The following is a 21959-nucleotide window of genomic DNA, read 5'->3' as shown; positions in this document are numbered from 1 at the left end:
GTGGCAGGCGCTTGAACTCGAGGAGCCATCATGGCAAAGAAAATCGTCGGCTTCATCAAGCTGCAAGTTCCGGCAGGCAAGGCCAATCCTTCGCCCCCGATCGGTCCCGCTCTCGGTCAGCGCGGTCTGAACATCATGGAGTTCTGCAAGGCGTTCAACGCACAGACGCAGCAGGGCTTCGAGATCGGCATGAAGCTGCCGGTGGTCATCACCGCCTTCGCCGACAAGTCGTTCACCTTCGTCATCAAGAGCCCGCCGGCAACGGCCCTCCTGAAGAAGGCTGCCAAGATCGAACGTGGTTCGGCCCGCCCGCACGTCGAGAAGGTCGGCAAGCTGACCCGTGCGCAGCTGGAAGAGATCGCGAAGATCAAGGTCAAGGATCTGACGGCCGCCAATCTGGACGCCGCTGTCAAGACCATCGCGGGTTCGGCTCGCTCGATGGGCATCAACGTGGAAGGGGTCTGATCATGGCAAAGCTGACGAAGCGTCAAAAGGCGCTGCAAGGCAAGATCGAGACGACCAAGCTGTATCCGATCGATGACGCACTGGGCCTGCTGAAGGAATGCGCGAGCGCCAAGTTCGATGAATCCATCGACGTGGCCGTGCAACTCGGCGTGGACGCCAAGAAGTCGGACCAGGTGGTGCGTGGCGCTGTCGTGATGCCCAACGGCACCGGCAAGACCAAGCGCGTGGCCGTGTTCACGCAAGGCGCCAAGGCGGACGAAGCCCGTGCTGCTGGCGCGGACGTGGTCGGCATGGACGACCTGGCGGCTGAAGTCAAGGCCGGCAACATCAACTTCGACGTGGTCATCGCCTCGCCGGACGCGATGCGCGTGGTCGGTCAGCTGGGCCAGATCCTGGGCCCGCGCGGCCTGATGCCGAACCCGAAGGTCGGCACCGTGACCGCTGACGTGGCCACCGCCGTGCGCAACGCCAAGGCTGGTCAGGTCCAGTTCCGCGTCGACAAGGGCGGCATCATCCACGGCACCATCGGTCGCCGTTCGTTCGAGGACGGCAAGCTCAAGGGCAACCTGCAAGCACTGCTGGAAGCGCTGAACAAGGCCAAGCCGGCATCGAGCAAGGGTGTCTACCTGCGCAAGGTCGCCGTCTCGTCGACGATGGGTGTGGGCGTCCGCGTGGACATCGCCAGCGTCACCGCCGGCATGGGCACCAGCCAGAACTGATCTGATCGCAAGATCCGGAGCCTGCGCGAGTCTGGCGCAGGCATTCCGCAAGCATTTGGTGGGCTGGACGGTGCAAGCCGTCCAGGTCATCGAAGACCGCTGGCGAGATGCCCCCCGGAATTCCGGTGCGGGTGGCTCTTAATTGGCGAAGTCCGGGTTCCGACCCGGCCAGACCCGGCCAGCGCAGATGGCGCACCCGCCGCAAAGGTTGTTCCCGTGGTGACACGGGCTCCTGAACGGCAAGGTCGCTGAACCCGGTGTGTCCCGAGCGTACGCGCAACGGACACGTTTTGAAGGAGTGGACCTTGAGTCTCAATCGCAACGAGAAAGCAGCCGTTGTCGAGGAAGTGATCGCCCAGGCGGCGAAATCACAGACCTTGACCGTGGCCGAGTACCGTGGCCTCACCGTCGCTCATCTGGATGCTCTGCGCAAGGTCGCGCGCGAAAAGGGTGTGTATCTTCACGTGCTGAAGAACACCCTGGCCCGCCGTGCCGTTGCCGGAACGCCGTTTGAAGCCGCTGAGAGCCTGTTCGTCGGACCGCTGATCTATGGCTTCTCCGAAGACGCCGTGGCAGCCGCGAAGGTCGTTTCCGACTTCGCCAAGACGAACGACAAGCTGGTCATCAAGGGCGGTGCCTACGGTGGCAAGGCGCTGGACGTCGACGGCGTCAAGGCGCTGGCCAACGTGCCGAGCAAGGAAGTCCTGCTGGCCCAGCTGCTGGGCCTGCTGCAGACCCCGATCTCCGGCTTCGCCCGCGTGGTCGCCGAAGTGGCCAAGCAAAAGGCTGGCGGTGCCGAAGAGGCTCCCGCTGCCGAAGCTGCTGTGGCCTGAGTCCGACCCGGCCTCAACCCTGTTTTCTCGATTTCACTGAATTAGGAGCCCATCATGGCATTCGACAAAGACGCATTCCTGGCAGCCCTGGACACGATGACCGTCCTGGAACTGAACGACCTGGTCAAGGCCGTTGAAACGAAGTTCGGCGTGTCCGCTGCTGCGGTCGCCGTGGCTGGTGGCGGTGCCGCTGGCGGCGCTGCTGCTCCGGCCGCTGAAGAAAAGACCGAATTCAACGTCGTGCTGGTGTCGGCCGGCGCACAGAAGGTGCAAGTCATCAAGGCCGTGCGCGAACTGACGGGCCTCGGCCTGAAGGAAGCCAAGGACCTGGTCGACGGCGCCCCGAAGAACGTCAAGGAAGGCATCGCCAAGGCCGACGCCGAAGCCGCTCTCAAGAAGCTGGTCGAAGCTGGCGCCCAAGCCGAAATCAAGTAATTCGGCGTGCGCTTCACGCGCATCTGAATCACTGTCCAGGCTGGTCCGACAGGGCCAGCCTTTTTGTGCTTCCGAGGGTAAATCCTTGGAGATCACCTGAAAAAGCCTGCCGGGTTATTCTGGAAGGCTTTTTCAAGTGTTCTCTGAACCGACTGCAGAGAACCGGTTTGGTCGGACCGGGGTGCAATGCCCTGGTTGTCCGCCAGCGGCTGGTAGTGGCCAGCCACCAAGCTTCAGGCGCAAGGCCTGGTGCCAGTCGTCCCGATTTTCGGCCGAATGAGCTGCTGCCTTGGCCCGGTGGTGGACTTCGACACGGAGTGATTGATGGCGCAAGCAACCCCCTATAGCTACACCGAGCGCAAGCGAATCCGCAAGAGCTTCGGCAAGCGCGCGAGCGTGCTGAACGTTCCCTATCTGCTCACCATGCAGAAGGACAGCTACGTCGCTTTCCTGCAAAAGGATGTACCCCCGCTGAAGCGCAAACCAGAAGGTTTGCAAGCCGCTTTCCTCTCGGCGTTCCCGATTGTTTCGCACAACGGGTTCGTGGAGATGAAGTTCCTCGAATTCAACATTGCCAAGCCGCCGTTCGACGTGCGCGAGTGCCAGCAGCGTGGTCTCACGTTCGCTGCCGCCGTGCGGGCGCGCCTGCAGATGATCATCTATGACCGCGAGAACTCGACGAACCAGTCGAAGGTGGTCAAGGAGATCAAGGAGCAGGAGGTCTACATGGGCGAAGTACCGCTCATGACGGACTATGGCTCGTTCATCGTCAATGGCACCGAGCGTGTCATCGTCTCGCAGCTGCACCGCTCCCCCGGTGTGTTCTTCGAGCACGACAAGGGCAAGACCCACTCGTCCGGCAAGCTGCTGTTCTCGGCACGGATCATTCCGTACCGCGGCTCGTGGCTCGACTACGAGTTCGATCCGAAGGGCATCCTGTTCTTCCGCGTCGACCGCCGCCGCAAGATGCCGGTCACGATCCTGCTCAAGGCCATCGGCCTGAACCCCGAGCAGATCCTGGCGCACTTCTTCGACTTCGACAATTTCCGCCTGATGGATTCGGGCGCACAGCTCGAATTCGTGGCCGATCGTCTGAAGGGTGAAATCGCCCGCTTCGACATCACCGACAAGAACGGTGTGGTCGTCGTCGAGAAGGACAAGCGGATCACCGCGAAGCACCTGCGCCAGATCACTGCGTCCGAGACGCAGTTCATCAGCGTGCCGGAAGACTTCCTGGTGGGCCATGTCATCGCCCGCAACATGGTCGATGCCGACACCGGCGAGATCGTGGCGAAGGCGAACGAGGAAGTCACCGAGACGCTGCTGAAGAAGCTGCGTTCGGCCGGCATCCGCGACGTGCAGTGCCTGTTCACCAACGAGCTGAACCAGGGCGCCTTCATCAGCCAGACCCTGGCGGCCGATGAAACCGCCGACCAGCTGGCCGCGCGCGTGGCCATCTACCGCATGATGCGCCCCGGCGAGCCGCCGACGGAAGACGCGGTCGAAGCGCTGTTCCACCGCCTGTTCTACTCGGCCGACACGTACGACCTGTCGCGCGTGGGCCGCATGAAGTTCAACGCCCGCGTGGGCCGTGACGGCTCCGAAGGCCCGATGACGCTGACCAACGAGGACATCCTCGACGTGGTCAAGATCCTCGTGGACCTGCGCAACGGCAATGGCGAAGTGGACGACATCGACCACCTCGGCAACCGCCGCGTGCGTTGCGTGGGCGAACTGGCCGAAAACCAGTACCGCTCGGGCCTCGCCCGGATCGAGAAGGCCGTCAAGGAACGCCTCGGCCAGGCCGAGACCGAAGCCCTGATGCCGCACGACCTGATCAACTCCAAGCCGATCTCCGCGGCGCTGAAGGAGTTCTTCGGTGCGTCGCAGCTCTCGCAGTTCATGGACCAGACCAACCCGCTGTCCGAGATCACGCACAAGCGTCGCGTCTCGGCCCTGGGCCCGGGCGGTCTGACCCGCGAGCGCGCTGGCTTCGAAGTCCGCGACGTGCACCCGACCCACTACGGCCGTGTCTGCCCGATCGAGACGCCGGAAGGCCCGAACATCGGCCTGATCAACTCGCTGGCCCTGTTCGCACGGCTCAACGAGTACGGTTTCCTGGAAACGCCGTACCGGCGCGTCAAGGACGGCATCGCCTCCACGCAGATCGACTACCTGTCGGCGATCGAGGAAGGCAAGTACATCATCGCGCAGGCCAACGCCTCGCTCGACGACAACAACCGCCTGTCCGACGAGCTGGTCTCGGCCCGTGAAAAGGGTGACTCGGTCCTGACCGGTCCGGAGCGCATCCAGTACATGGACGTGGCTCCGACCCAGATCGTGTCGGTCGCCGCCTCGCTCGTGCCCTTCCTGGAGCACGACGATGCGAACCGCGCACTGATGGGCGCCAACATGCAGCGCCAGGCTGTGCCGACCCTGCGCCCCGAAAAGGCGCTGGTGGGCACGGGCGTGGAGCGCGTGGCGGCGGTCGACTCGGGCACCGTCGTGACGGCACGCCGTGGCGGCATCGTGGACTACGTCGACACCAACCGCATCGTGATCCGCGTGAACGACGCGGAAACGGTGGCCGGTGAAGTCGGCGTCGACATCTACAACCTGATCAAGTACCACCGCTCGAACCAGAACACCAACATCCACCAGCGTCCCATCGTCAGCCGCGGCCACTTCGTGGGCGCAGGCGACGTGATCGCTGACGGTGCATCGACCGACCTGGGCGAACTCGCCCTGGGTCAGAACATGCTGGTCGCGTTCATGCCGTGGAACGGCTACAACTTCGAAGATTCGATCCTGATCTCCGAACGCGTGGTGGCCGAAGACCGCTACACCTCGATCCACATCGAGGAACTGGTGGTCATGGCGCGTGACACGAAGCTGGGCCCTGAGGACATCACCCGCGACATCCCGAACCTGTCCGAGGCGCAGCTGTCGCGTCTGGACGAGTCCGGCATCGTCTACGTCGGTGCCGAAGTGAACCCGGGCGACGTGCTGGTCGGCAAGGTCACGCCGAAGGGCGAGACCACGCTGACGCCGGAAGAGAAGCTGCTGCGCGCGATCTTCGGCGAGAAGGCGTCCGACGTGAAGGACACCTCGCTGCGCGTGGACCAGGGCACGATGGGCACCGTCATCGACGTGCAGGTCTTCACCCGCGAAGGCATCCAGCGCGACAAGCGCGCCCAGCAGATCATCGACGACGAGCTGAAGCGCTTCCGCCTGGACCTGAACGACCAGCTCCGCATCGTCGAGGCCGACGCGTTCGACCGGATCGAGAAGCTGCTGACCGGCAAGATCGCCAACGGTGGTCCGCGCAAGATCGCCAAGGGCACGGTCATCGACAAGGCCTACCTGACCGACGTCGAGAAGTACCACTGGTTCGACATCCGTCCGTCGGAAGACGAAGCGGCCAACCAGCTCGAATCGATCAAGAACTCGCTGGAGCAGACGCGCCACAGCTTCGACCTGATGTTCGAAGAGAAGCGCAAGAAGCTCACGCAGGGCGACGAGCTGCCGGCCGGCGTGCTGAAGATGGTCAAGGTCTACCTGGCCGTCAAGCGCCGCCTGCAGCCTGGTGACAAGATGGCCGGCCGCCACGGCAACAAGGGTGTCGTGTCCAAGATCGTCCCGATCGAGGACATGCCCTACATGGCCGACGGCACCCCCGCCGACATCGTGCTGAACCCGCTGGGCGTGCCTTCGCGGATGAACGTGGGTCAGGTGCTGGAAGTGCACCTGGGCTGGGCCGGCAAGGGCATTGGCCAGCGCATCGGTGACATGCTGCAGCAGGAAGCCCGCGTGGCCGAGCTGCGCAAGTTCTTCGACGAGCTGTACAACCAGTCCGGCGGTCGTCCGGAGGAAATCGGCCAGCTGACCGACGAGGAAGTCGTCGAGATGGCGCGCAACCTGACCAACGGTGTGCCGTTCGCGACGCCGGTGTTCGACGGTGCGAAGGAATCCGAGATCCGCGCGATGCTCAAGCTCGCGTACCCGGACGACATCGCGGCGAAGAAGGGCCTGACCCCGACGCGCACGCAGGCTTACCTGTACGACGGCCGCACGGGCGACCAGTTCGAGCGTCCGACCACGGTCGGCTACATGCACGTGCTGAAGCTGCACCACCTGGTCGACGACAAGATGCACGCCCGTTCCACCGGCCCGTACTCGCTCGTCACCCAGCAGCCGCTGGGCGGCAAGGCGCAGTTCGGCGGCCAGCGCTTCGGTGAAATGGAAGTGTGGGCCCTGGAAGCCTACGGCGCGGCGTATGTCCTGCAGGAAATGCTGACGGTCAAGTCCGACGACGTGAACGGCCGCACCAAGGTCTACGAGAGCATCGTCAAGGGTGAGCACTCGATCGAAGCCGGCATGCCGGAATCGTTCAATGTGCTGGTCAAGGAAATTCGTTCGCTCGGTATCGACATCGAGCTCGAGCGCAACTAAGGAGAAGATGCATGAAGGGATTACTCGACCTTTTCAAGCAGTTCACCCCGGATGAACACTTCGATGCGATCAAGATCGGTCTGGCTTCGCCGGAAAAGATCCGCTCGTGGTCGTTCGGCGAGGTGAAGAAGCCCGAGACGATCAACTACCGCACCTTCAAGCCGGAACGCGACGGCCTGTTCTGCGCCAAGATCTTCGGTCCCATCAAGGACTACGAGTGCCTGTGCGGCAAGTACAAGCGCCTGAAGCACCGCGGCGTGATCTGCGAGAAGTGCGGCGTCGAAGTGACGCAGACCAAGGTCCGCCGTGACCGCATGGGTCACATCGACCTGGCGGCCCCGTGCGCGCACATCTGGTTCCTGAAGTCGCTGCCGTCGCGTCTGGGCATGGTGCTCGACATGACGCTGCGCGACATCGAACGCGTGCTGTACTTCGAAGCCTATGTGGTGGTGGATTCGGGCATGACCCCGCTGAAGAAATTCAGCATCATGTCCGAGGACGACTACGACACCAAGAAGCGCGAATTCGGCGACGAGTTCACCGCGCTGATGGGCGCCGAAGGCATCAAGCAGCTGCTCGAAGAGATGGATCTCGACATCGAGATCGAGAAGCTGCGCGGCGACATGACCGGCTCCGAGCTCAAGGTCAAGAAGAACTCCAAGCGCCTCAAGGTGATGGAAGCCTTCAAGAAGTCTGGCATCAAGCCGCACTGGATGATCATGCAGGTGCTGCCGGTGCTGCCGCCGGACCTGCGTCCGCTGGTGCCGCTGGACGGCGGTCGTTTCGCGACCTCCGACCTGAACGACCTGTACCGCCGCGTCATCAACCGCAACAACCGCCTGGCCCGTCTGCTGGAGCTGAAGGCCCCTGAAATCATCGTGCGCAACGAAAAGCGCATGCTGCAGGAAGCCGTCGACTCGCTGCTGGACAACGGCCGCCGCGGCAAGGCGATGACGGGCGCGAACAAGCGTGCGCTCAAGTCGCTGGCCGACATGATCAAGGGCAAGTCGGGTCGCTTCCGCCAGAACCTGCTGGGCAAGCGCGTCGACTACTCGGGCCGTTCGGTCATCGTGGTGGGCCCGACGCTGAAGCTGCACCAGTGCGGTCTGCCGAAGCTGATGGCGCTGGAGCTGTTCAAGCCGTTCATCTTCTCGCGCCTCGAAGCGATGGGCATCGCGTCCACGATCAAGCAGGCCAAGAAGGAAGTGGAATCGGGCACGCCGGTGGTGTGGGACATCCTTGAAGAAGTCATCAAGGAACACCCGATCATGCTGAACCGCGCGCCGACGCTGCACCGTCTGGGCATCCAGGCCTTCGAGCCGGTGCTGATCGAAGGCAAGGCGATCCAGCTGCATCCGCTCGTCTGCTCGGCGTTCAACGCCGACTTCGACGGTGACCAGATGGCCGTCCACATCCCGCTGTCGATCGAAGCGCAGATGGAAGCCCGCACGCTGATGCTGGCCTCCAACAACGTGCTGTTCCCGGCCTCGGGCGAACCGTCGATCGTGCCGTCGCAGGACGTGGTGCTGGGTCTGTACTACGCGACCCGTGACCGCATCAACGCCAAGGGCGAAGGCATGATCTTCTCCGACACCATCGAACTCCAGCGCGCGCTGGACAACGGTGCGGTCGAGATCACGGCCAAGATCAGCGTGCGCCTGACCGAGTACACCCGCGGTGCGGACGGCGAGAGCTGGATCCCCTCGACCAAGCTGGTGGAAACCACCGTCGGTCGCGGTCTGCTCTCCGAGATCCTCCCGAAGGGCCTGCCGTTCAGCAACCTGAACAAGGCGCTCAAGAAGAAGGAAATCTCGCGCCTGATCAACACCTCGTTCCGCAAGTGCGGTCTGAAGGCGACGGTCGTGTTTGCCGACAAGCTGCTGCAGGCCGGTTTCCGGCTCGCCACGCGCGCCGGCATCTCCATCGCCATCGACGACATGCTGGTGCCGAAGGAGAAGGTCAAGCTGCTGGAGCGTGCCGAAAAGGAAGTCAAGGAAATCGAGCAGCAGTACGTCTCGGGCCTGGTGACCTCCGGCGAGCGCTACAACAAGGTCGTCGACATCTGGGGCAAGACGGGTGACGAGGTGGGCAAGGTCATGATGGCCCAGCTCTCCAAGCAGAAGACCATCGACCGCCACGGCAAGGAAGTCGATCAGGAGTCGTTCAACTCCATCTACATGATGGCCGACTCCGGCGCGCGGGGTTCCGCCGCCCAGATCCGACAGCTCGCCGGCATGCGCGGCCTGATGGCCAAGCCGGACGGCTCGATCATCGAGACGCCCATCACCGCGAACTTCCGCGAAGGCCTGAACGTTCTGCAGTACTTCATCTCCACCCACGGCGCCCGAAAGGGCCTGGCGGACACGGCGCTGAAGACCGCGAACTCCGGTTACCTGACACGCCGTCTGGTCGACGTGACGCAGGATCTGGTGGTCATCGAGGACGATTGCGGCACCGACAACGGCATGGCGATGCGCGCCCTGGTCGAAGGCGGCGAAGTCATCGAAAGCTTGCGCGACCGCATCCTCGGCCGCGTCACCGCGGTCGATGTGCTGCACCCGGAAACCCAGGAAGTCCTGATCACCAGCGGCAAGATGCTGGACGAGGATCTGCTCGACCTGCTCGAATCCGTCGGCGCCGACGAAGTCAAGGTCCGCACCGCGCTGACCTGCGACACGCGCTTCGGCATCTGCGCCAAGTGCTACGGCCGCGACCTCGGCCGCGGCGGCCTGATCAACATCGGCGAAGCGATCGGCGTGATCGCCGCGCAGTCGATCGGCGAGCCGGGCACGCAGTTGACCATGCGGACCTTCCACATCGGTGGTGCGGCCTCGCGTGCAGCGATCGCGTCGAGCGTCGAAGCCAAGTCCGAAGGCCGCATCGGCTTCAACAGCACGATGCGCTACGTGACCAACGCCAAGGGCGAACTGGTGGTGATCTCGCGTTCTGGCGAAATCATCATCTCCGACCCGCACGGCCGCGAGCGCGAGCGCCACAAGGTGCCCTACGGTGCGACGCTCAACATCAAGGCCGACCAGGTGATCAAGGCCGGCACGATCCTGGGCAACTGGGATCCGCTGACCCGCCCGATCATCACCGAGTTCGCCGGCAAGATGCGCTTCGAGAACGTCGAGGAAGGCGTGACCGTGGCCAAGCAGGTGGACGAAGTGACGGGCCTGTCGACGCTGGTGGTCATCGACCCGAAGCGCCGCGGTTCGGTCAAGGTCGTGCGCCCGCAGGTCAAGCTGCTCGACTTCGCCGGCCAGGAAGTGAAGATCCCCGGCACCGACCACTCGGTGACGATCGGCTTCCCCATCGGCTGTCTGATCCAGGTCCGCGATGGCCAGGACGTGATGCCCGGCGAAGTGCTGGCCCGTATCCCGATCGAAGGCCAGAAGACGCGCGACATCACCGGCGGTCTGCCGCGGGTGGCCGAGCTGTTCGAAGCCCGCACGCCCAAGGACAAGGGCACGCTGGCCGAGATGACCGGCACGGTGTCGTTCGGCAAGGAGACCAAGGGCAAGGTGCGCCTGCAGATCACCGATCCGGAAGGCCGCGTCGCCGAGGAACTCGTGCCGAAGGAAAAGAACATCCTGGTGCACGAAGGCCAGGTGGTCAACAAGGGCGAGTCGATCGTCGACGGTCCGGCCGATCCGCAGGACATCCTGCGTCTGCTGGGCGTCGAGGAACTGGCGCGCTACATCGTCGACGAAGTGCAGGACGTCTACCGGCTGCAGGGCGTGAAGATCAACGACAAGCACATCGAGGTGATCGTTCGCCAGATGCTGCGTCGTGTGCAGATCGCCAACTCGGGTGATTCCACGTACATCGTCGGCGAGCAGGTCGAGCGTTCGGAGCTGTTCAACACGAACGAGCGCCTGCGCGCCGAGGGCAAGCTGCCCGCGACCTACACCGACGTGCTGCTGGGCATCACGAAGGCGTCCCTGTCGACCGACTCGTTCATCTCCGCGGCGTCCTTCCAGGAAACCACCCGCGTGCTGACCGAAGCGGCCATCATGGGCAAGCGCGACGAACTGCGTGGCCTGAAGGAAAACGTCATCGTGGGTCGCCTGATCCCGGCCGGCACGGGTCTGGCCTTCAACCAGGCCCGCAAGGCCAAGGAAGCCATGGACGACACCGAGCGCCGCGCCATCGCGATGCAGGAAGCGCAGGAAGCACTGGCGGCGGTGGATGCCGACGCGGCTTCCGACGCCGACACCCAGGGCTGACGCCTGCAGGCTGTACCCCGCACCGGCACCCCCGGTGCGGGGTGACCGCCCCGCAAACCCCGAGCTGGCCTGTCCATCTCGGGGTTTTTCACGTCCGCGTACTGTTGCAAAGTATCCGTCCGGCCAAGTCACATTGAATGGTGAGGGCCGTGCGAGGATGCTTGTGTCCACGAACAAATGCGTGGACACATGGACACTTCTCAAATCGGAACCCAAGACGTTGCTGCAGCGGCCAAGCGTCGCTGGCGGCGGCATTCTCCGGAATTCAAGGCGCGAGTGATCGAGTTGGCGCGGCAGCCCGGCGCATCGGTGGCGGCCGTAGCGCTGGCCAACGGCCTGAACGCCAACATGCTGCGTCGCTGGGTCCACGAAGCCGCGGCCGGCGGTGGCGCATCGAAGGTCGCAGCCGCCGGCGTTGCACCGGCACTGGCGGGCTTCGTGCAGTTGCCGATGCGCGAACCCGAGCATCACGCCGTGCTCGATGCCCATCCGGCGCCGCCGGCGGTGCCCCGGCCCTCAGACATCACGGTGGAGATCCACCGCGGTGGCACTACGGTGAACGCCAGGCTGCCCATGGATGAGCGCAGCGCCGCGTGGCTGCGCGAGGTGCTGGGATGATCCGCGTCGATGCGGTATGGCTGGCCGTGCAGCCCCTGGACATGCGCCTTGGCACGGAAGCCGCACTGGCCCGTGTGGTCGGCGTCTTCGGCGCCGCACATCCGAACCATGCCTACCTCTTCGCCAACCGGCGCGCCAACCGCATGAAGGTGCTGGTGCACGATGGCATCGGGGTGTGGCTGGCGGCCCGGCGGCTGAACGCTGGCAAGTTCGTCTGGCCTGCCGACGCCGCGAGTACGCTGGAGCTGACGCGTCCGCAGCTCGATGCCCTGGTGCTGGGTCTGCCGTGGCAGCGCCTGGGCGATGCGGGAATCATCCGCGTGATCTGAGTGAGCGGTTGCGGGCGTCACAGGCAATTGCCGAATGTGCCGATGCGCGAGGCACTCGGGCGCGGCAAGATGGCCGCCCATGATCAGCGCACAGCAACTGGAGGCCCTGGACCCGCCCACGCGGCAGGCGGTGCTGTCGCTGCTGTCCGAGCTGAAGGTCGAACTCAGCGCCAAGGACGCCCTGATCGCGCAACGCGACCGCGAAGCCGCCTTCAAGCAGGCGCTGATCGACAAGCTCACGCACGAGATGGCGGTGCTCAAGCGGCTGAAGTTCGCCGCCACCAGCGAGCGCTTCGCCAGCACCCTGGCGCCCGAGCAGAAGAGCCTGCTGGAGGAGACGCTGGACACCGACCTGGCCGAACTCGAACGGGAGATCGAGCGCGAGCAAGGCCTGGGTGACGACAAGGCCAAGGACAAGTCCGGGAAGAAGACCCCCAAGCGCACCCCGCTGCCACCGCACCTGCCGCGCCACGACGTGCCGCACGAGCCGGCCGACACCCACTGTGGCTGCGGCCAGCCGATGCAGCGCTTCGGCGAGGACGTGGCCGAACGGCTGGACTACCAGCCCGGCGTGTTCAGCGTGGAGCGCCATGTGCGCGGCAAGTGGGCGTGCCGCTGCTGCGAGAAGATCGTGCAGGCGCCAGTGCCGGCCCACGTCATCGACAAGGGCATCCCCACGGCCGGTCTGCTGGCACACCTGCTGGTGGCCAAGTTCATGGACCATCTGCCGCTGTACCGGCAGGAACACATCTTCGAGCGCGCCGGCCACCTGATCTCGCGCTCGACCCTGGCGCATTGGATCGGCGAGTGCGGCGCGCAATTGCAGCCGCTGGTGCAGGCACTGGCCGACGAACTGCGCCGCCATGTCGTGCTGCACGCCGACGAGACGCCGGTGGCGATGCTCAAGCCGGCGCACCTGCGTGACGGCAAGACCCATCGCGCCTACATCTGGTCGTACTGCACCACGAGTGCGAATCCGACCAAGGCGGTGGTGTTCGAGTTCAGCGAGGGCCGCGGCGGCGAGAACGTGCGCGCATTCCTCCAACTCGATACCCCGCAGGCCTGGCAGGGCACGCTGGTCACCGACGGCTTCAGCGGCTACACCGCCTGCTTCGACAAAGGCGTGACCTCGGCGCAGTGCATGGCGCACGCCCGCAGGAAGTTCAACGACCTGTGGGCCAACCACCGCAGCCAGGTGGGCCGCAAGGCGTTGCGCTACCACCAGTGCCTGTTCAGGATCGAGCGCGAGATCGAAGACTTGCCCAGCGGCGAGCGGCGACGCATCCGGCAGCGCAAGTCACGCCGGGTGTTGGCCCTCTTCCAGCGCTGGCTGCTGGCGCAGCGGCAACTGGTGCCACCCGGTTCGGCCACGATGAAGGCCATCGACTACAGCCTCAAGCGCTGGAAGGAACTCACCCGCTTCGTCGAGGACGGCGATGTGCCGATCTCGAACAACTGGGTGGAGAACCACATCCGGCCGATTGCCATCGGCAGGTCGAACTGGTTGTTCGCCGGCAGCCTGCGGGCGGGCAAAAGAGCCGCGGCCATCATGAGCCTGCTGCACTCGGCACGCATCAACGGGCATGAGCCCTATGCGTACTTCAAGGATGTGCTCGAACGGCTGCCAACGCATCCGGCCAGCCGGATCCAGGAGTTGCTGCCGCATCGCTGGTCGCCTGCTTCCTGAGCGGGGGCGCCCGCTTCGTGTCGGCCGGCACGGTGACTTGGCCGGACGGATACGTTGCAAATGCTTTTGCATTAGCATGTGCAGCATGGAACCCCGTGAACGCCAGACCCGCCAGCGCGACGCGCTCCTGCAAGCCCTGCAAGGCAGCGCCCGCGCGCTGACCCCCGCCGAGCTGTGCGCGCTGGCGCAGCAGCAGGTCGCCACGCTGAACCTCTCCACCGTCTACCGCCAGCTCAATGCCTTGCAGGAGCTGGGCGTGGTGACGCGGGTCGACCTGCCGGGCCAGTCGGCGCGCTACGAAGCGGCCTGCGCGCACCACCACGACGTCCACGGCGACCACGACCACCACCACCATTTCCACTGCACGCAGTGCGACCGCGTGTTTCCCATCCACGCCTGCCCGGGCACGATGGACGAGCTGGCGCCACCCGGTTTCCGGGTGCAGCGCCACGACCTGACGCTGCACGGCCTGTGCGCCGACTGCGGTCAGGCCCAGGTTCGGTCCACCGGGAGCGCGTCATGCTGATGGCCAGTGCCGTGGTGCGCTGTGGCGGGGCGCTCGGGCTGGTGGCGCTGCTGTGGCTGGCGGTGGGCTGGGGGCTGTCGGCATGAGCGATGCGGTGTTGACCCTCCACGATGTCAGCGTGCAGCGTGGCGAGCGCTGGGCGCTGGAACGCGTCAGCGGCGAGATCCGCCGCGGTGCGATGACCGCGATCGTCGGCCCGAACGGCGCCGGCAAGAGCACGCTGCTCGACACGCTGGCCGGCCAGCTCGCGCCGCAGCAGGGCCGCATCGAGCGCGCGGCCGGCGTGACCGTGGCCTACCTGCCGCAGAGCGCGCGCATCGACCGCAGCTTCCCGATCCGCGTCGGCGACGTGGTGGCACTGGGCGCGTGGTCGCGCATCGGGCTGTGGAAAGCGCTCGGCGGTGGTCTGCGACGCGAGGTGGCCGAGGCGCTGGCGGCGGTGGGCCTGGCCGGCTGCGAGCGCCGGGTCATCTCCGACCTGTCGGCCGGGCAGTTCCAGCGCGTGCTGTTCGCGCGGCTGATGCTGCAGAACGCCGACCTGATCCTGCTCGACGAGCCCTTCAACGCCATCGACGAAGGCACCACCGCCGACCTGCTCGCGCTGGTGCACCGCTGGCACGCGCAGGGCCGCAGCATCGTCGCGGTGCTGCACGACATGGAGCAGGTGCGGGCCCATTTCGACCAGACCGTGCTGCTGTCGCGGCGCGTGCTGGCCTGGGGGCCGACGCCGAGCACGCTGTCGGCGGAACCCTTGCGCGCGGCGCGGCAACTCGCCGACGAGGTGCGTGCATGACACTGCCGGGTCCGGGCGACTGGTCCGCGCTGCTGTTCCAGCCCTTCCTCGAATTCGGTTTCATGCGCCGGGCGCTGGTCGCCGTGGTGGCGCTGTCGATGGGCGCGGCACCGCTGGGCTGCCTGCTCGTGCTGCGGCGCATGAGCCTGATGGGCGACGCGATGGCCCACGCGCTGCTGCCGGGTGCGGCCATCGGCTACCTGGTGGCGGGCCTGTCGCTGACCGCCATGAGCATTGGCGGCTTTGTCGCGGCGCTGCTGGTCGCCCTTGGCGCAGGCGCGGTGACACGCCGCACGGGCCAGCGCGAGGACGCCAGCTTCGCCGCCTTCTATTTGATTGCACTGGCACTGGGTGTCCTGCTCATCTCCACGCATGGCAGCAGCATCGACCTGATCCACGTGCTCTTCGGCAGCGTGCTGGCGGTGGACGACGCGGCGCTGGTGCTGGTGGCCGCCATCGCCAGCGTGACGCTGCTGGTGCTGGCGCTGCTGTACCGGCCGCTGGTGGTCGAGAGCTTCGACGCCACCTTCCTGCGCTCGGTGGGCGGCCCCGGTGCACTGAGCCACAACGTGCTGCTGGTGCTGACGGTGGCCAACCTCGTCGGCGGCTTCCAGGCGATGGGCACGCTGATGGCGGTCGGGCTGATGATGGTGCCGGCCATCGCGGCGCGCTTCTGGGTGCGCGACCTGGGTCACCTCGCGCTGCTGGCGACCGTGTTCGCGATGGTCTCGGGCTGGATCGGGCTGCTGCTGTCCTTCCATGCCGATTTGCCATCCGGGCCGGCCATCGTGCTGGTGGCGGGTGCGCTGTATCTGGTTTCCCTGTTGTTCGGACACCATGACGGGCTGCTGCGCAGCCGGGTGCCGAACGCTTCTTCCCCGTCTGCGAGTTGACCATGCCGCTGGTGTTCGATGTTCTCTGCTCCCGCCGCCGATGGCTGGGAGTGACCGCTGCCATGGCCACGGCGCCCTTGGCCACAGGTGTGCACGCCCAGGCGCGTCCCCTGCGCGTGGTCACCAGCTTCTCGATCCTGGCGGATCTGGTGGCACAGGTGGGCGGGCCGGTGGTCGAGGTGTCCGCCCTGGTGGGTCCGGATTCCGACGCCCATGTGTTCCAGCCTGCGCCTGCCGATGTCAAGCGCGTGGCGCAGGCCGACCTCGTCGTGGTCAACGGGCTGCATTTCGAGGGCTGGCTGACCCGCCTCGTCAAGTCCTCCGGGTTCAAGGGGCCGGTGCTGGTGTGCAGCGACGGACTGCCGGCGCGCAAGGCGGCACCGGGTCACAGCCCAGGTCACGACCATGGCCACGAGACCGCGGACCCGCACGCCTGGCAAGACCTGGCCAATGCCCGCCACTACGTCGCCCGGATCCGGGATGCCCTGGTGGCCGCGCGCCCCGAACAGGCTGCCGCGCTGCGCGAGCGTGCCGCGGCCTACACCGCCCAGATCGACGCGCTGGACCGCCAGATCCGCGCCGACTTCGCCGCCATCCCGGCCGACCGCCGCCGGGTGGTCACCTCGCACGATGCGTTCGGCCATTTCGCGGCGGCGTATGGCATCGAGTTCCTGTCGGCCCAGCGCTGGAACACCGACAGCGAGCCTTCCGCCGCCGACGTGGCGCGGCTGATCCGCCAGATCCGCGCGCAGCGGGCGACGGCGCTGTTCGTCGAGAACATCTCGGACCCGCGGCTGGTGCAGCGCATCGCCAGGGAAACCGGCGCGGTGGTCGGCGGCACGCTGTATTCCGACGCGCTGTCTGCCCCGGGCACGGCCGCCGACACCTACCTCAAGCTGTTTCACCACAACGCGCAGACCCTGCTGGCGGGGCTGCGCAGGAGTCCATGATGATGAAGACGCTGAACCGATGGCTGGTCACGGCTGGGCTGGTGCTGGGCGCTGCGCCCGTGCTGGCGGCGGGTGCACATGACCATGGGCACGAACATGCCCAGGCCCACGTGCATGGTGCCGTGCAACTGGAGGTCGCGCTGGACGGCCCGACACTGTCCATCGCGCTGGAAGCCCCGCTCGACAGCATCCTGGGGTTCGAGCGCGCGCCGCGCACCGCGAGCGAGAAGCAGGCCGCACAGGACGCGCTGACCGCCTTGCGGGGCAACGCGCTCTTCGCACCGGACGCGGCGGCTGGCTGTGTCTTCAAGTCCGCCACCGCCGACTCCGAGGCCCTGCAGCCCGGGGCCAAGGTCGGTGAACACGCCGACCTGGACGCCACCGCCGAGTTCACCTGCGCCAAGCCCGAGCAACTGCGCCGCATCGACCTGAGCGGGCTGATGACCCGCTTCAAGCGCATCCAGCGCCTGCAGGCACAGGTCGTCACGCCGCAGGGCCAGTTCAAGCAGACGCTCAAGCGCCCCGCGCAAACGCTGACCTGGGGCCGCTGATGTCGGCCGGGGCGACCGTGCCGCTGCTGAGTCTGCGCGACCTGCGCTACCGCTGGCCGGGCAGTGCGCGTGACCAGCTCGACATCGCCGCCTTCGACGTGGCGCCCGGCGAGGCGCTGTTCCTGCGCGGGCCGAGCGGCTGTGGCAAGAGCACGCTGCTGTCGCTGCTGGCCGGGGTGCTGGTGGCGGACCACGGCACGGCGAGCCTGCTCGGCCAGGACTGGCGCACGCTGTCCGCCAGCCGCCGCGACCGCCAGCGTGCCGACCACGTCGGCTACATCTTCCAGCAGTTCAATCTGCTGCCCTACCTGTCCGTGCGCGACAACGTGCTGCTGCCGAGCCGCTTCTCCGCGCTGCGGTCGGCCCGTGCGTGCGCGGCTGCCGGCTCGTCCGGTGCCGAGGCCGAGCGTTTGCTGGACGCGCTGCAGCTCGACCGCACGCTCTGGGGCCGCCGCGCCGCCGAGCTGTCGGTCGGTCAGCAGCAGCGGGTCGCCACCGCACGTGCGCTGCTCGGCCGCCCCGAACTCGTCATCGCCGACGAGCCGACCTCCGCGCTCGACGAGGCGCTGCGCGACCGCTACCTCGCGCTGCTGCTGGGCGCCTGCGCCGAGGCCGGCAGCGCGCTGGTGCTGGTCAGCCACGATGCGCGGCTGGCGGCGCAGTTCTCCCGCCACGTCGACCTGCCGCAACTCAACCGCGCCGCGCAGCACACGGCCGAGGAGGGCGCCGCATGACCGCCTTGCTCCACCTCGCCGCCCGCAGCGCCTGGAACCGCCGCTTCGTCCTCGGGCTGATCGTGGCGTCGATCGCGCTGTCCACCTTCCTGCTGCTGGGCATCGAGCGTGTGCGCCAGGACGTGCGCCACAACTTCTCGCAGTCGGTGTCCGGCACCGACCTGATCGTCGGCGCGCGCACCGGCTCGGTGCAGCTGCTGCTGTACTCGGTCTTCCGCCTCGGCAGCGCGACCAACAACATCCGCTGGGACAGCGTGCAGGCGCTGGCGAAACAGCGGCAGGTGGCCTGGGTCGTGCCGATCTCGCTGGGCGACACGCACCGCGGCTTCTCGGTGATCGGTACCACGCCGGGCTATTTCGAGCATTTCCGCCATGGCGAGCGGCAGCCCCTGGTGCTGGTGCAGGGCCGGCCGTTCGGCGCCGGCAACGACCAGGTCTACGAGGCCGTGCTCGGGGCCGAGGTGGCCGAGCGGCTCGGGTACACGATCGGCCAGAAGATCGTGCTGAGCCACGGCGACGGTGCGTTCGCGGCCAACGACCACGTGGACAAGCCGTTCACCGTCGTCGGCCTCCTGCAGCGCACCGGCACGCCGGTCGATCGCTCGGTCCACATCCCGCTCAGCGGCATGGAGGCGATCCACCTCGACTGGGTCGCGGGCGCGCCGATGCCCGGCATGGCCGTCACCGCCGACGCCGCGCTCGCGCAAGACCTGACGCCGCGCAGCGTGACCGCTGCACTGGTCGGGCTGAAGAACCGCGCCGCGGTGTTCTCGGTGCAGCGCTGGGTGTCGGGTTACCCGGACGAGGCGCTGATGGCGGTGCTGCCGGGCGTGGCGCTGGACGAGCTGTGGGAGGTCGTCGGCGCGGGTGAGCAGGCGCTGCTGGCGGTGAGCGTGCTGGTGTCGGTGGTGAGCCTGGCCGGGCTGATGGCGGTGATCATGGCCGGACTGAACGAGCGGCGGCGCGAGCTGGCGATCCTGCGCTCGGTGGGCGCGGGGCCGTGGCAGATGCTGGGGCTGCTGGCGGTGGAGGGCGCGCTGGTCACCGGGCTGGGGGTCGTGCTTGGCGCGGTGGCCTGTTACGGGCTGATCGCGGCGCTGGGCGACTGGGCCGGGCTGCACTGGGGCGTGGCGCTGCGGCTGGGCTGGCCGGGGCCGGGCGAGTGGACGCTGCTTTGCGGCTTGCTGATGGGGGGCTGGCTGGCGAGCCTGGTTCCGGGCTATCGTGCGTATCGCCTGTCGCTGGCCGACGGGCTGTCACCGAGGATCTGACCGTGATGCTGAAACTGTTTCCCCTGGCGCTGGCCTTGGCACTGGGCCTGTCGTCGCCGATGGCCGGGGCCGCGTCCCCGCCGGACAAGTCCACGGCGAAGACCGCGGCCAAACCGGGCGCCGTGCGTGAACTCAAGTGGGAAGAACTCGTCCCGCCCGGCTGGGACCCGAGCAAGATCCTGCGCAGCAAGGGCGACCTCAGCCGTCTGCAGGACGGCGACCCGAAGACCTCGTCGCTGATGCGCGAGGTCCGCGAGGTCTGGGACAACGCACCGATCCGCCCCGAACTCGCCGGCAAGAAGGTCAAGCTGCCCGGCTACCTCGTTCCGCTGGAGGGCCAGAGCGGCGAGTGGAAGGAGTTCCTGGTCGTGCCGTACTTCGGCGCCTGCGTCCACTCGCCGCCGCCGCCTGCCAACCAGATCGTGCATGTGAAGGCCGCCATCCCTGCCACGGGCCTGCGCAGCATGGACACCGTCTGGGTGACGGGCACGATGCGCACCGAGCGCCGCGACACCGACATGGGCGTCAGCGGCTACACGATCGACGGTGCGACGGTGGAGAAGTACGTGGAGCCGCCGTTGCCGAAGTGAAAATACCGCCCTGGATGACAACCTGTGCGTGCCCGCCACTGCGAGTTGCATCGGATGTAGCGCCCACAGGTCGGTGACCGTGCCGGGTCGTTCAGCGCGACGCGCTGTCTTCCTTCAGCACCCGCATCAGCGCGTCCATGTCCAGCCTGGCCTGGCGCGCATCCACGGCGTGCAGCACACCTTCGCGGCGCAGCGCCGAGACCAGCCGGCTGGCGGTCTCGAAGGTCATGTCCAGCATCGCGCCCATCTCCTGGCGCGTCGGCATCCAGATGCAGCCGTTCTCGTCGCCGAACTCGCTGAGCTTGAGCAGCAGCCGCAGCATGCGGTGGCGCGCCGGGCCGCGGGCCAGTTCGGTCAGCCACTCGTCGGCGTCGTCGAGTGCGCGCTGCCAGCGCTTCATCAGGTCGCGCGTGATCTCGACATGCTCCGCCGACAGCTCGTCGATCAGCGCCCTCGGAATGCGGCAGACGTGCACCTCGGTGCACGCCACGGCATCCGCTGCATAGGTCTGGTGCAGGATCGCCTCCAGTCCGAGCAGATCGGTGCGTCCGGCCAGCCGCAGGATGCGGCGTTCGCCCGCTTCGCTGGAGCGCTCCAGCCGCAGCACGCCGCTGCGCACCGTGAACACGGCGTTGCCGCTGTCCTGCGCGGCGTAGAGCGTCTGGCCGGGCTCCAGCGTGATGTCGGCGATGCGGTAGTGGATCTGGGCCAGGGCGGCTTCGTCGAGTGCGCCGAACAGCGCGAACTGGCGCACGCCACAACTCGCACAGACCTGGGTCTGCGGGTTGTAAGTGCCCCGTGCATGGTTCCGGAGTGGCTGGGGGTCGGTGAATGCAGGCTGGACCATGGTGTCGTGGTCTTGTTGTGGTCTGGTGTCGGGGTCGGTCATTCAGACCATTCGCATGGGCGAGTATCGCGTGTCAGGACCCGTGTCAACCTGACAGAAGCTGACAGCCCTGCAGGTCGCTGGACATGCACACCCGCAGTGCAGTGCCGCGCTGGCGCAGGGTGGCGTGCAATTTGCAACAGGAAGGCTCTTTTGTATACACCGCAGGAGATGCTTCCATGCCTCGTTCGCTGTTCCGACGCCACGCCCTCGCTCGACTGGCTGCCACGGCCGCCTGCCTGTTCTGCCTGGCGCCGGTGACGTCGAAGGCCCAGACTGCGCTCGACGACATCACCGCCCGCAAGCAGATCAACGTCGCCATCCCCACCGATTTTCCTCCCTACGGCTTTGTCGGTACCGACCTGAAGCCGCAGGGTCTGGACATCGACATGGCGCACTACATCGCTGCCAGGCTCGGCGTGAAGGTCGAGCTGGTGCCGGTGACCAGCGCCAACCGCATCCCCTACCTGCAGACGAAGAAGGCCGACCTCGTCATCTCGACCCTGGGCAAGAACGCCGAGCGCGAGAAGGTGATCGACTTCACCGCCGCCTACTCGCCCTTTTTCCAGGCGGTGTTCGCGGCCAGGAGCGTGTCGATCAAGTCCGCCGCCGATCTGGCCGGCAAGAGCGTGGCCGTCACCCGCGGTGCCATGGAGGATCTGGAGCTGAGCAAGATCGCGCCGGCCAGCGTCGACATCAAGCGCTACGAGGACAACAACGCCACCGTCTCGGCCTTCGTCTCGGGCCAGGTGCCGGTGATCGCCACCGGCGCCTCGGTGGCTGGCAACCTGATGGCGCGCAACCCGCAGCTCGCCACCGAATTCAAGTTCGTGCTCAAGGACTCGCCCAACTTCATCGGCGTGGCCAAGGGCGAGGACAAGCTGCGGCTGAAGGTCAACGAGATCCTGGCGCAGGCGAAGGCCTCGGGCGACCTCGACAAGATGGCGATGCGCTGGCTCGGCCGCCCCGCGGGCGAGCTGCCGCAGTGAGGCCGCGGC

General features: G+C 66.7%; 19 protein-coding genes. 18 read left to right on the top strand and 1 reads right to left on the bottom strand.

Going from position 1 to position 21959, the window contains the following annotated elements; genetic code table 11:
- The first annotated feature begins 30 nt into the window (after positions 1-30).
- The 17 genes from rplK (at position 31) to BDD16_RS06785 (ending at position 20075) form a co-directional block, all read left to right on the top strand.
- Complete coding sequence (rplK, locus tag BDD16_RS06865; protein ID WP_179633260.1) at positions 31-465, top strand: 50S ribosomal protein L11; 435 nt, start codon at positions 31-33, stop codon at positions 463-465.
- Between the two features lie 2 nt (positions 466-467).
- A complete protein-coding gene (rplA, locus tag BDD16_RS06860) occupies positions 468-1184 on the top strand; it encodes a 50S ribosomal protein L1 (protein ID WP_179633259.1) in 717 nt (238 codons plus the stop codon).
- Between the two features lie 305 nt (positions 1185-1489).
- Positions 1490-2017 (top strand): 50S ribosomal protein L10, encoded by a 528-nt coding sequence (gene rplJ, locus BDD16_RS06855; protein ID WP_179633258.1) that lies wholly within the window; start codon positions 1490-1492, stop codon positions 2015-2017.
- 54 nt (positions 2018-2071) lie between these two features.
- Positions 2072-2452: a 50S ribosomal protein L7/L12 gene (rplL, locus tag BDD16_RS06850; protein WP_179633257.1), complete on the top strand. Its 381-nt coding sequence runs from the start codon at positions 2072-2074 to the stop codon at positions 2450-2452.
- A gap of 324 nt (positions 2453-2776) precedes the next feature.
- Complete coding sequence (gene rpoB, locus BDD16_RS06845) at positions 2777-6904, top strand: DNA-directed RNA polymerase subunit beta (RefSeq protein ID WP_179633256.1); 4128 nt, start codon at positions 2777-2779, stop codon at positions 6902-6904.
- Between the two features lie 11 nt (positions 6905-6915).
- A complete protein-coding gene (gene rpoC / locus BDD16_RS06840) occupies positions 6916-11133 on the top strand; it encodes a DNA-directed RNA polymerase subunit beta' (protein WP_179633255.1) in 4218 nt (1405 codons plus the stop codon).
- Between the two features lie 189 nt (positions 11134-11322).
- Positions 11323-11751 (top strand): IS66-like element accessory protein TnpA, encoded by a 429-nt coding sequence (gene tnpA, locus BDD16_RS06835; protein ID WP_179633254.1) that lies wholly within the window; start codon positions 11323-11325, stop codon positions 11749-11751.
- Positions 11748-12080 carry an IS66 family insertion sequence element accessory protein TnpB gene (tnpB, locus tag BDD16_RS06830; protein ID WP_179633253.1) on the top strand — a complete coding sequence of 111 codons (333 nt, stop codon included), beginning with the start codon at positions 11748-11750 and terminating at the stop codon, positions 12078-12080. The genes tnpA and tnpB overlap by 4 nt, the downstream gene beginning before the upstream one ends.
- A 79-nt stretch (positions 12081-12159) precedes the next feature.
- Positions 12160-13767 carry an IS66 family transposase gene (tnpC, locus tag BDD16_RS06825; RefSeq protein WP_218897720.1) on the top strand — a complete coding sequence of 536 codons (1608 nt, stop codon included), beginning with the start codon at positions 12160-12162 and terminating at the stop codon, positions 13765-13767.
- 85 nt (positions 13768-13852) lie between these two features.
- Positions 13853-14293 carry a Fur family transcriptional regulator gene (locus BDD16_RS06820; RefSeq protein WP_179633252.1) on the top strand — a complete coding sequence of 147 codons (441 nt, stop codon included), beginning with the start codon at positions 13853-13855 and terminating at the stop codon, positions 14291-14293.
- Between the two features lie 94 nt (positions 14294-14387).
- Complete coding sequence (locus BDD16_RS06815) at positions 14388-15086, top strand: metal ABC transporter ATP-binding protein (RefSeq protein ID WP_310732794.1); 699 nt, start codon at positions 14388-14390, stop codon at positions 15084-15086.
- The gene (locus BDD16_RS06810; RefSeq protein ID WP_179633250.1) at positions 15083-15979 is read left to right on the top strand and encodes a metal ABC transporter permease; all 897 of its coding nucleotides are present in this window, start codon (positions 15083-15085) and stop codon (positions 15977-15979) included. The genes BDD16_RS06815 and BDD16_RS06810 overlap by 4 nt, the downstream gene beginning before the upstream one ends.
- Positions 15980-16041: 62 nt before the next feature.
- Positions 16042-16929, top strand: a complete 888-nt coding sequence (locus tag BDD16_RS06805) for a metal ABC transporter solute-binding protein, Zn/Mn family (protein WP_179633249.1) — start codon at positions 16042-16044, stop codon at positions 16927-16929.
- A gap of 2 nt (positions 16930-16931) precedes the next feature.
- Positions 16932-17480, top strand: a complete 549-nt coding sequence (locus tag BDD16_RS06800) for a DUF2796 domain-containing protein (protein WP_179633248.1) — start codon at positions 16932-16934, stop codon at positions 17478-17480.
- Complete coding sequence (locus tag BDD16_RS06795; protein WP_179633247.1) at positions 17480-18214, top strand: ABC transporter ATP-binding protein; 735 nt, start codon at positions 17480-17482, stop codon at positions 18212-18214. Before BDD16_RS06800 ends, BDD16_RS06795 begins: the two co-directional genes overlap by 1 nt.
- Positions 18211-19485: an ABC transporter permease gene (locus BDD16_RS06790; RefSeq protein ID WP_179633246.1), complete on the top strand. Its 1275-nt coding sequence runs from the start codon at positions 18211-18213 to the stop codon at positions 19483-19485. Before BDD16_RS06795 ends, BDD16_RS06790 begins: the two co-directional genes overlap by 4 nt.
- Positions 19486-19490: 5 nt before the next feature.
- Entirely contained in the window at positions 19491-20075 is a 585-nt protein-coding gene (locus BDD16_RS06785; RefSeq protein WP_179636035.1) for a DUF3299 domain-containing protein, read from the top strand.
- A 91-nt stretch (positions 20076-20166) separates the two neighbouring features.
- On the opposite strand, the gene BDD16_RS06780 is transcribed toward BDD16_RS06785, so the two are convergent.
- Positions 20167-20922 carry a Crp/Fnr family transcriptional regulator gene (locus BDD16_RS06780; protein ID WP_179633245.1) on the bottom strand — a complete coding sequence of 252 codons (756 nt, stop codon included), beginning with the start codon at positions 20920-20922 and terminating at the stop codon, positions 20167-20169.
- Positions 20923-21140: 218 nt separating this feature from the next.
- On the opposite strand from BDD16_RS06780, the gene BDD16_RS06775 reads away from it, so the two are divergent.
- Complete coding sequence (locus BDD16_RS06775; protein ID WP_179633244.1) at positions 21141-21950, top strand: transporter substrate-binding domain-containing protein; 810 nt, start codon at positions 21141-21143, stop codon at positions 21948-21950.
- The last annotated feature ends 9 nt before the right edge of the window (positions 21951-21959 follow it).

The sequence above is a fragment of the Sphaerotilus montanus genome (assembly GCF_013410775.1).
In the GTDB taxonomy this organism is placed as follows: Bacteria; Pseudomonadota; Gammaproteobacteria; order Burkholderiales; family Burkholderiaceae_C; genus Sphaerotilus; species Sphaerotilus montanus.
Note: the sequence above shows the minus strand (reverse complement) of the source record. Positions and strands in the feature narration are given on the sequence as shown.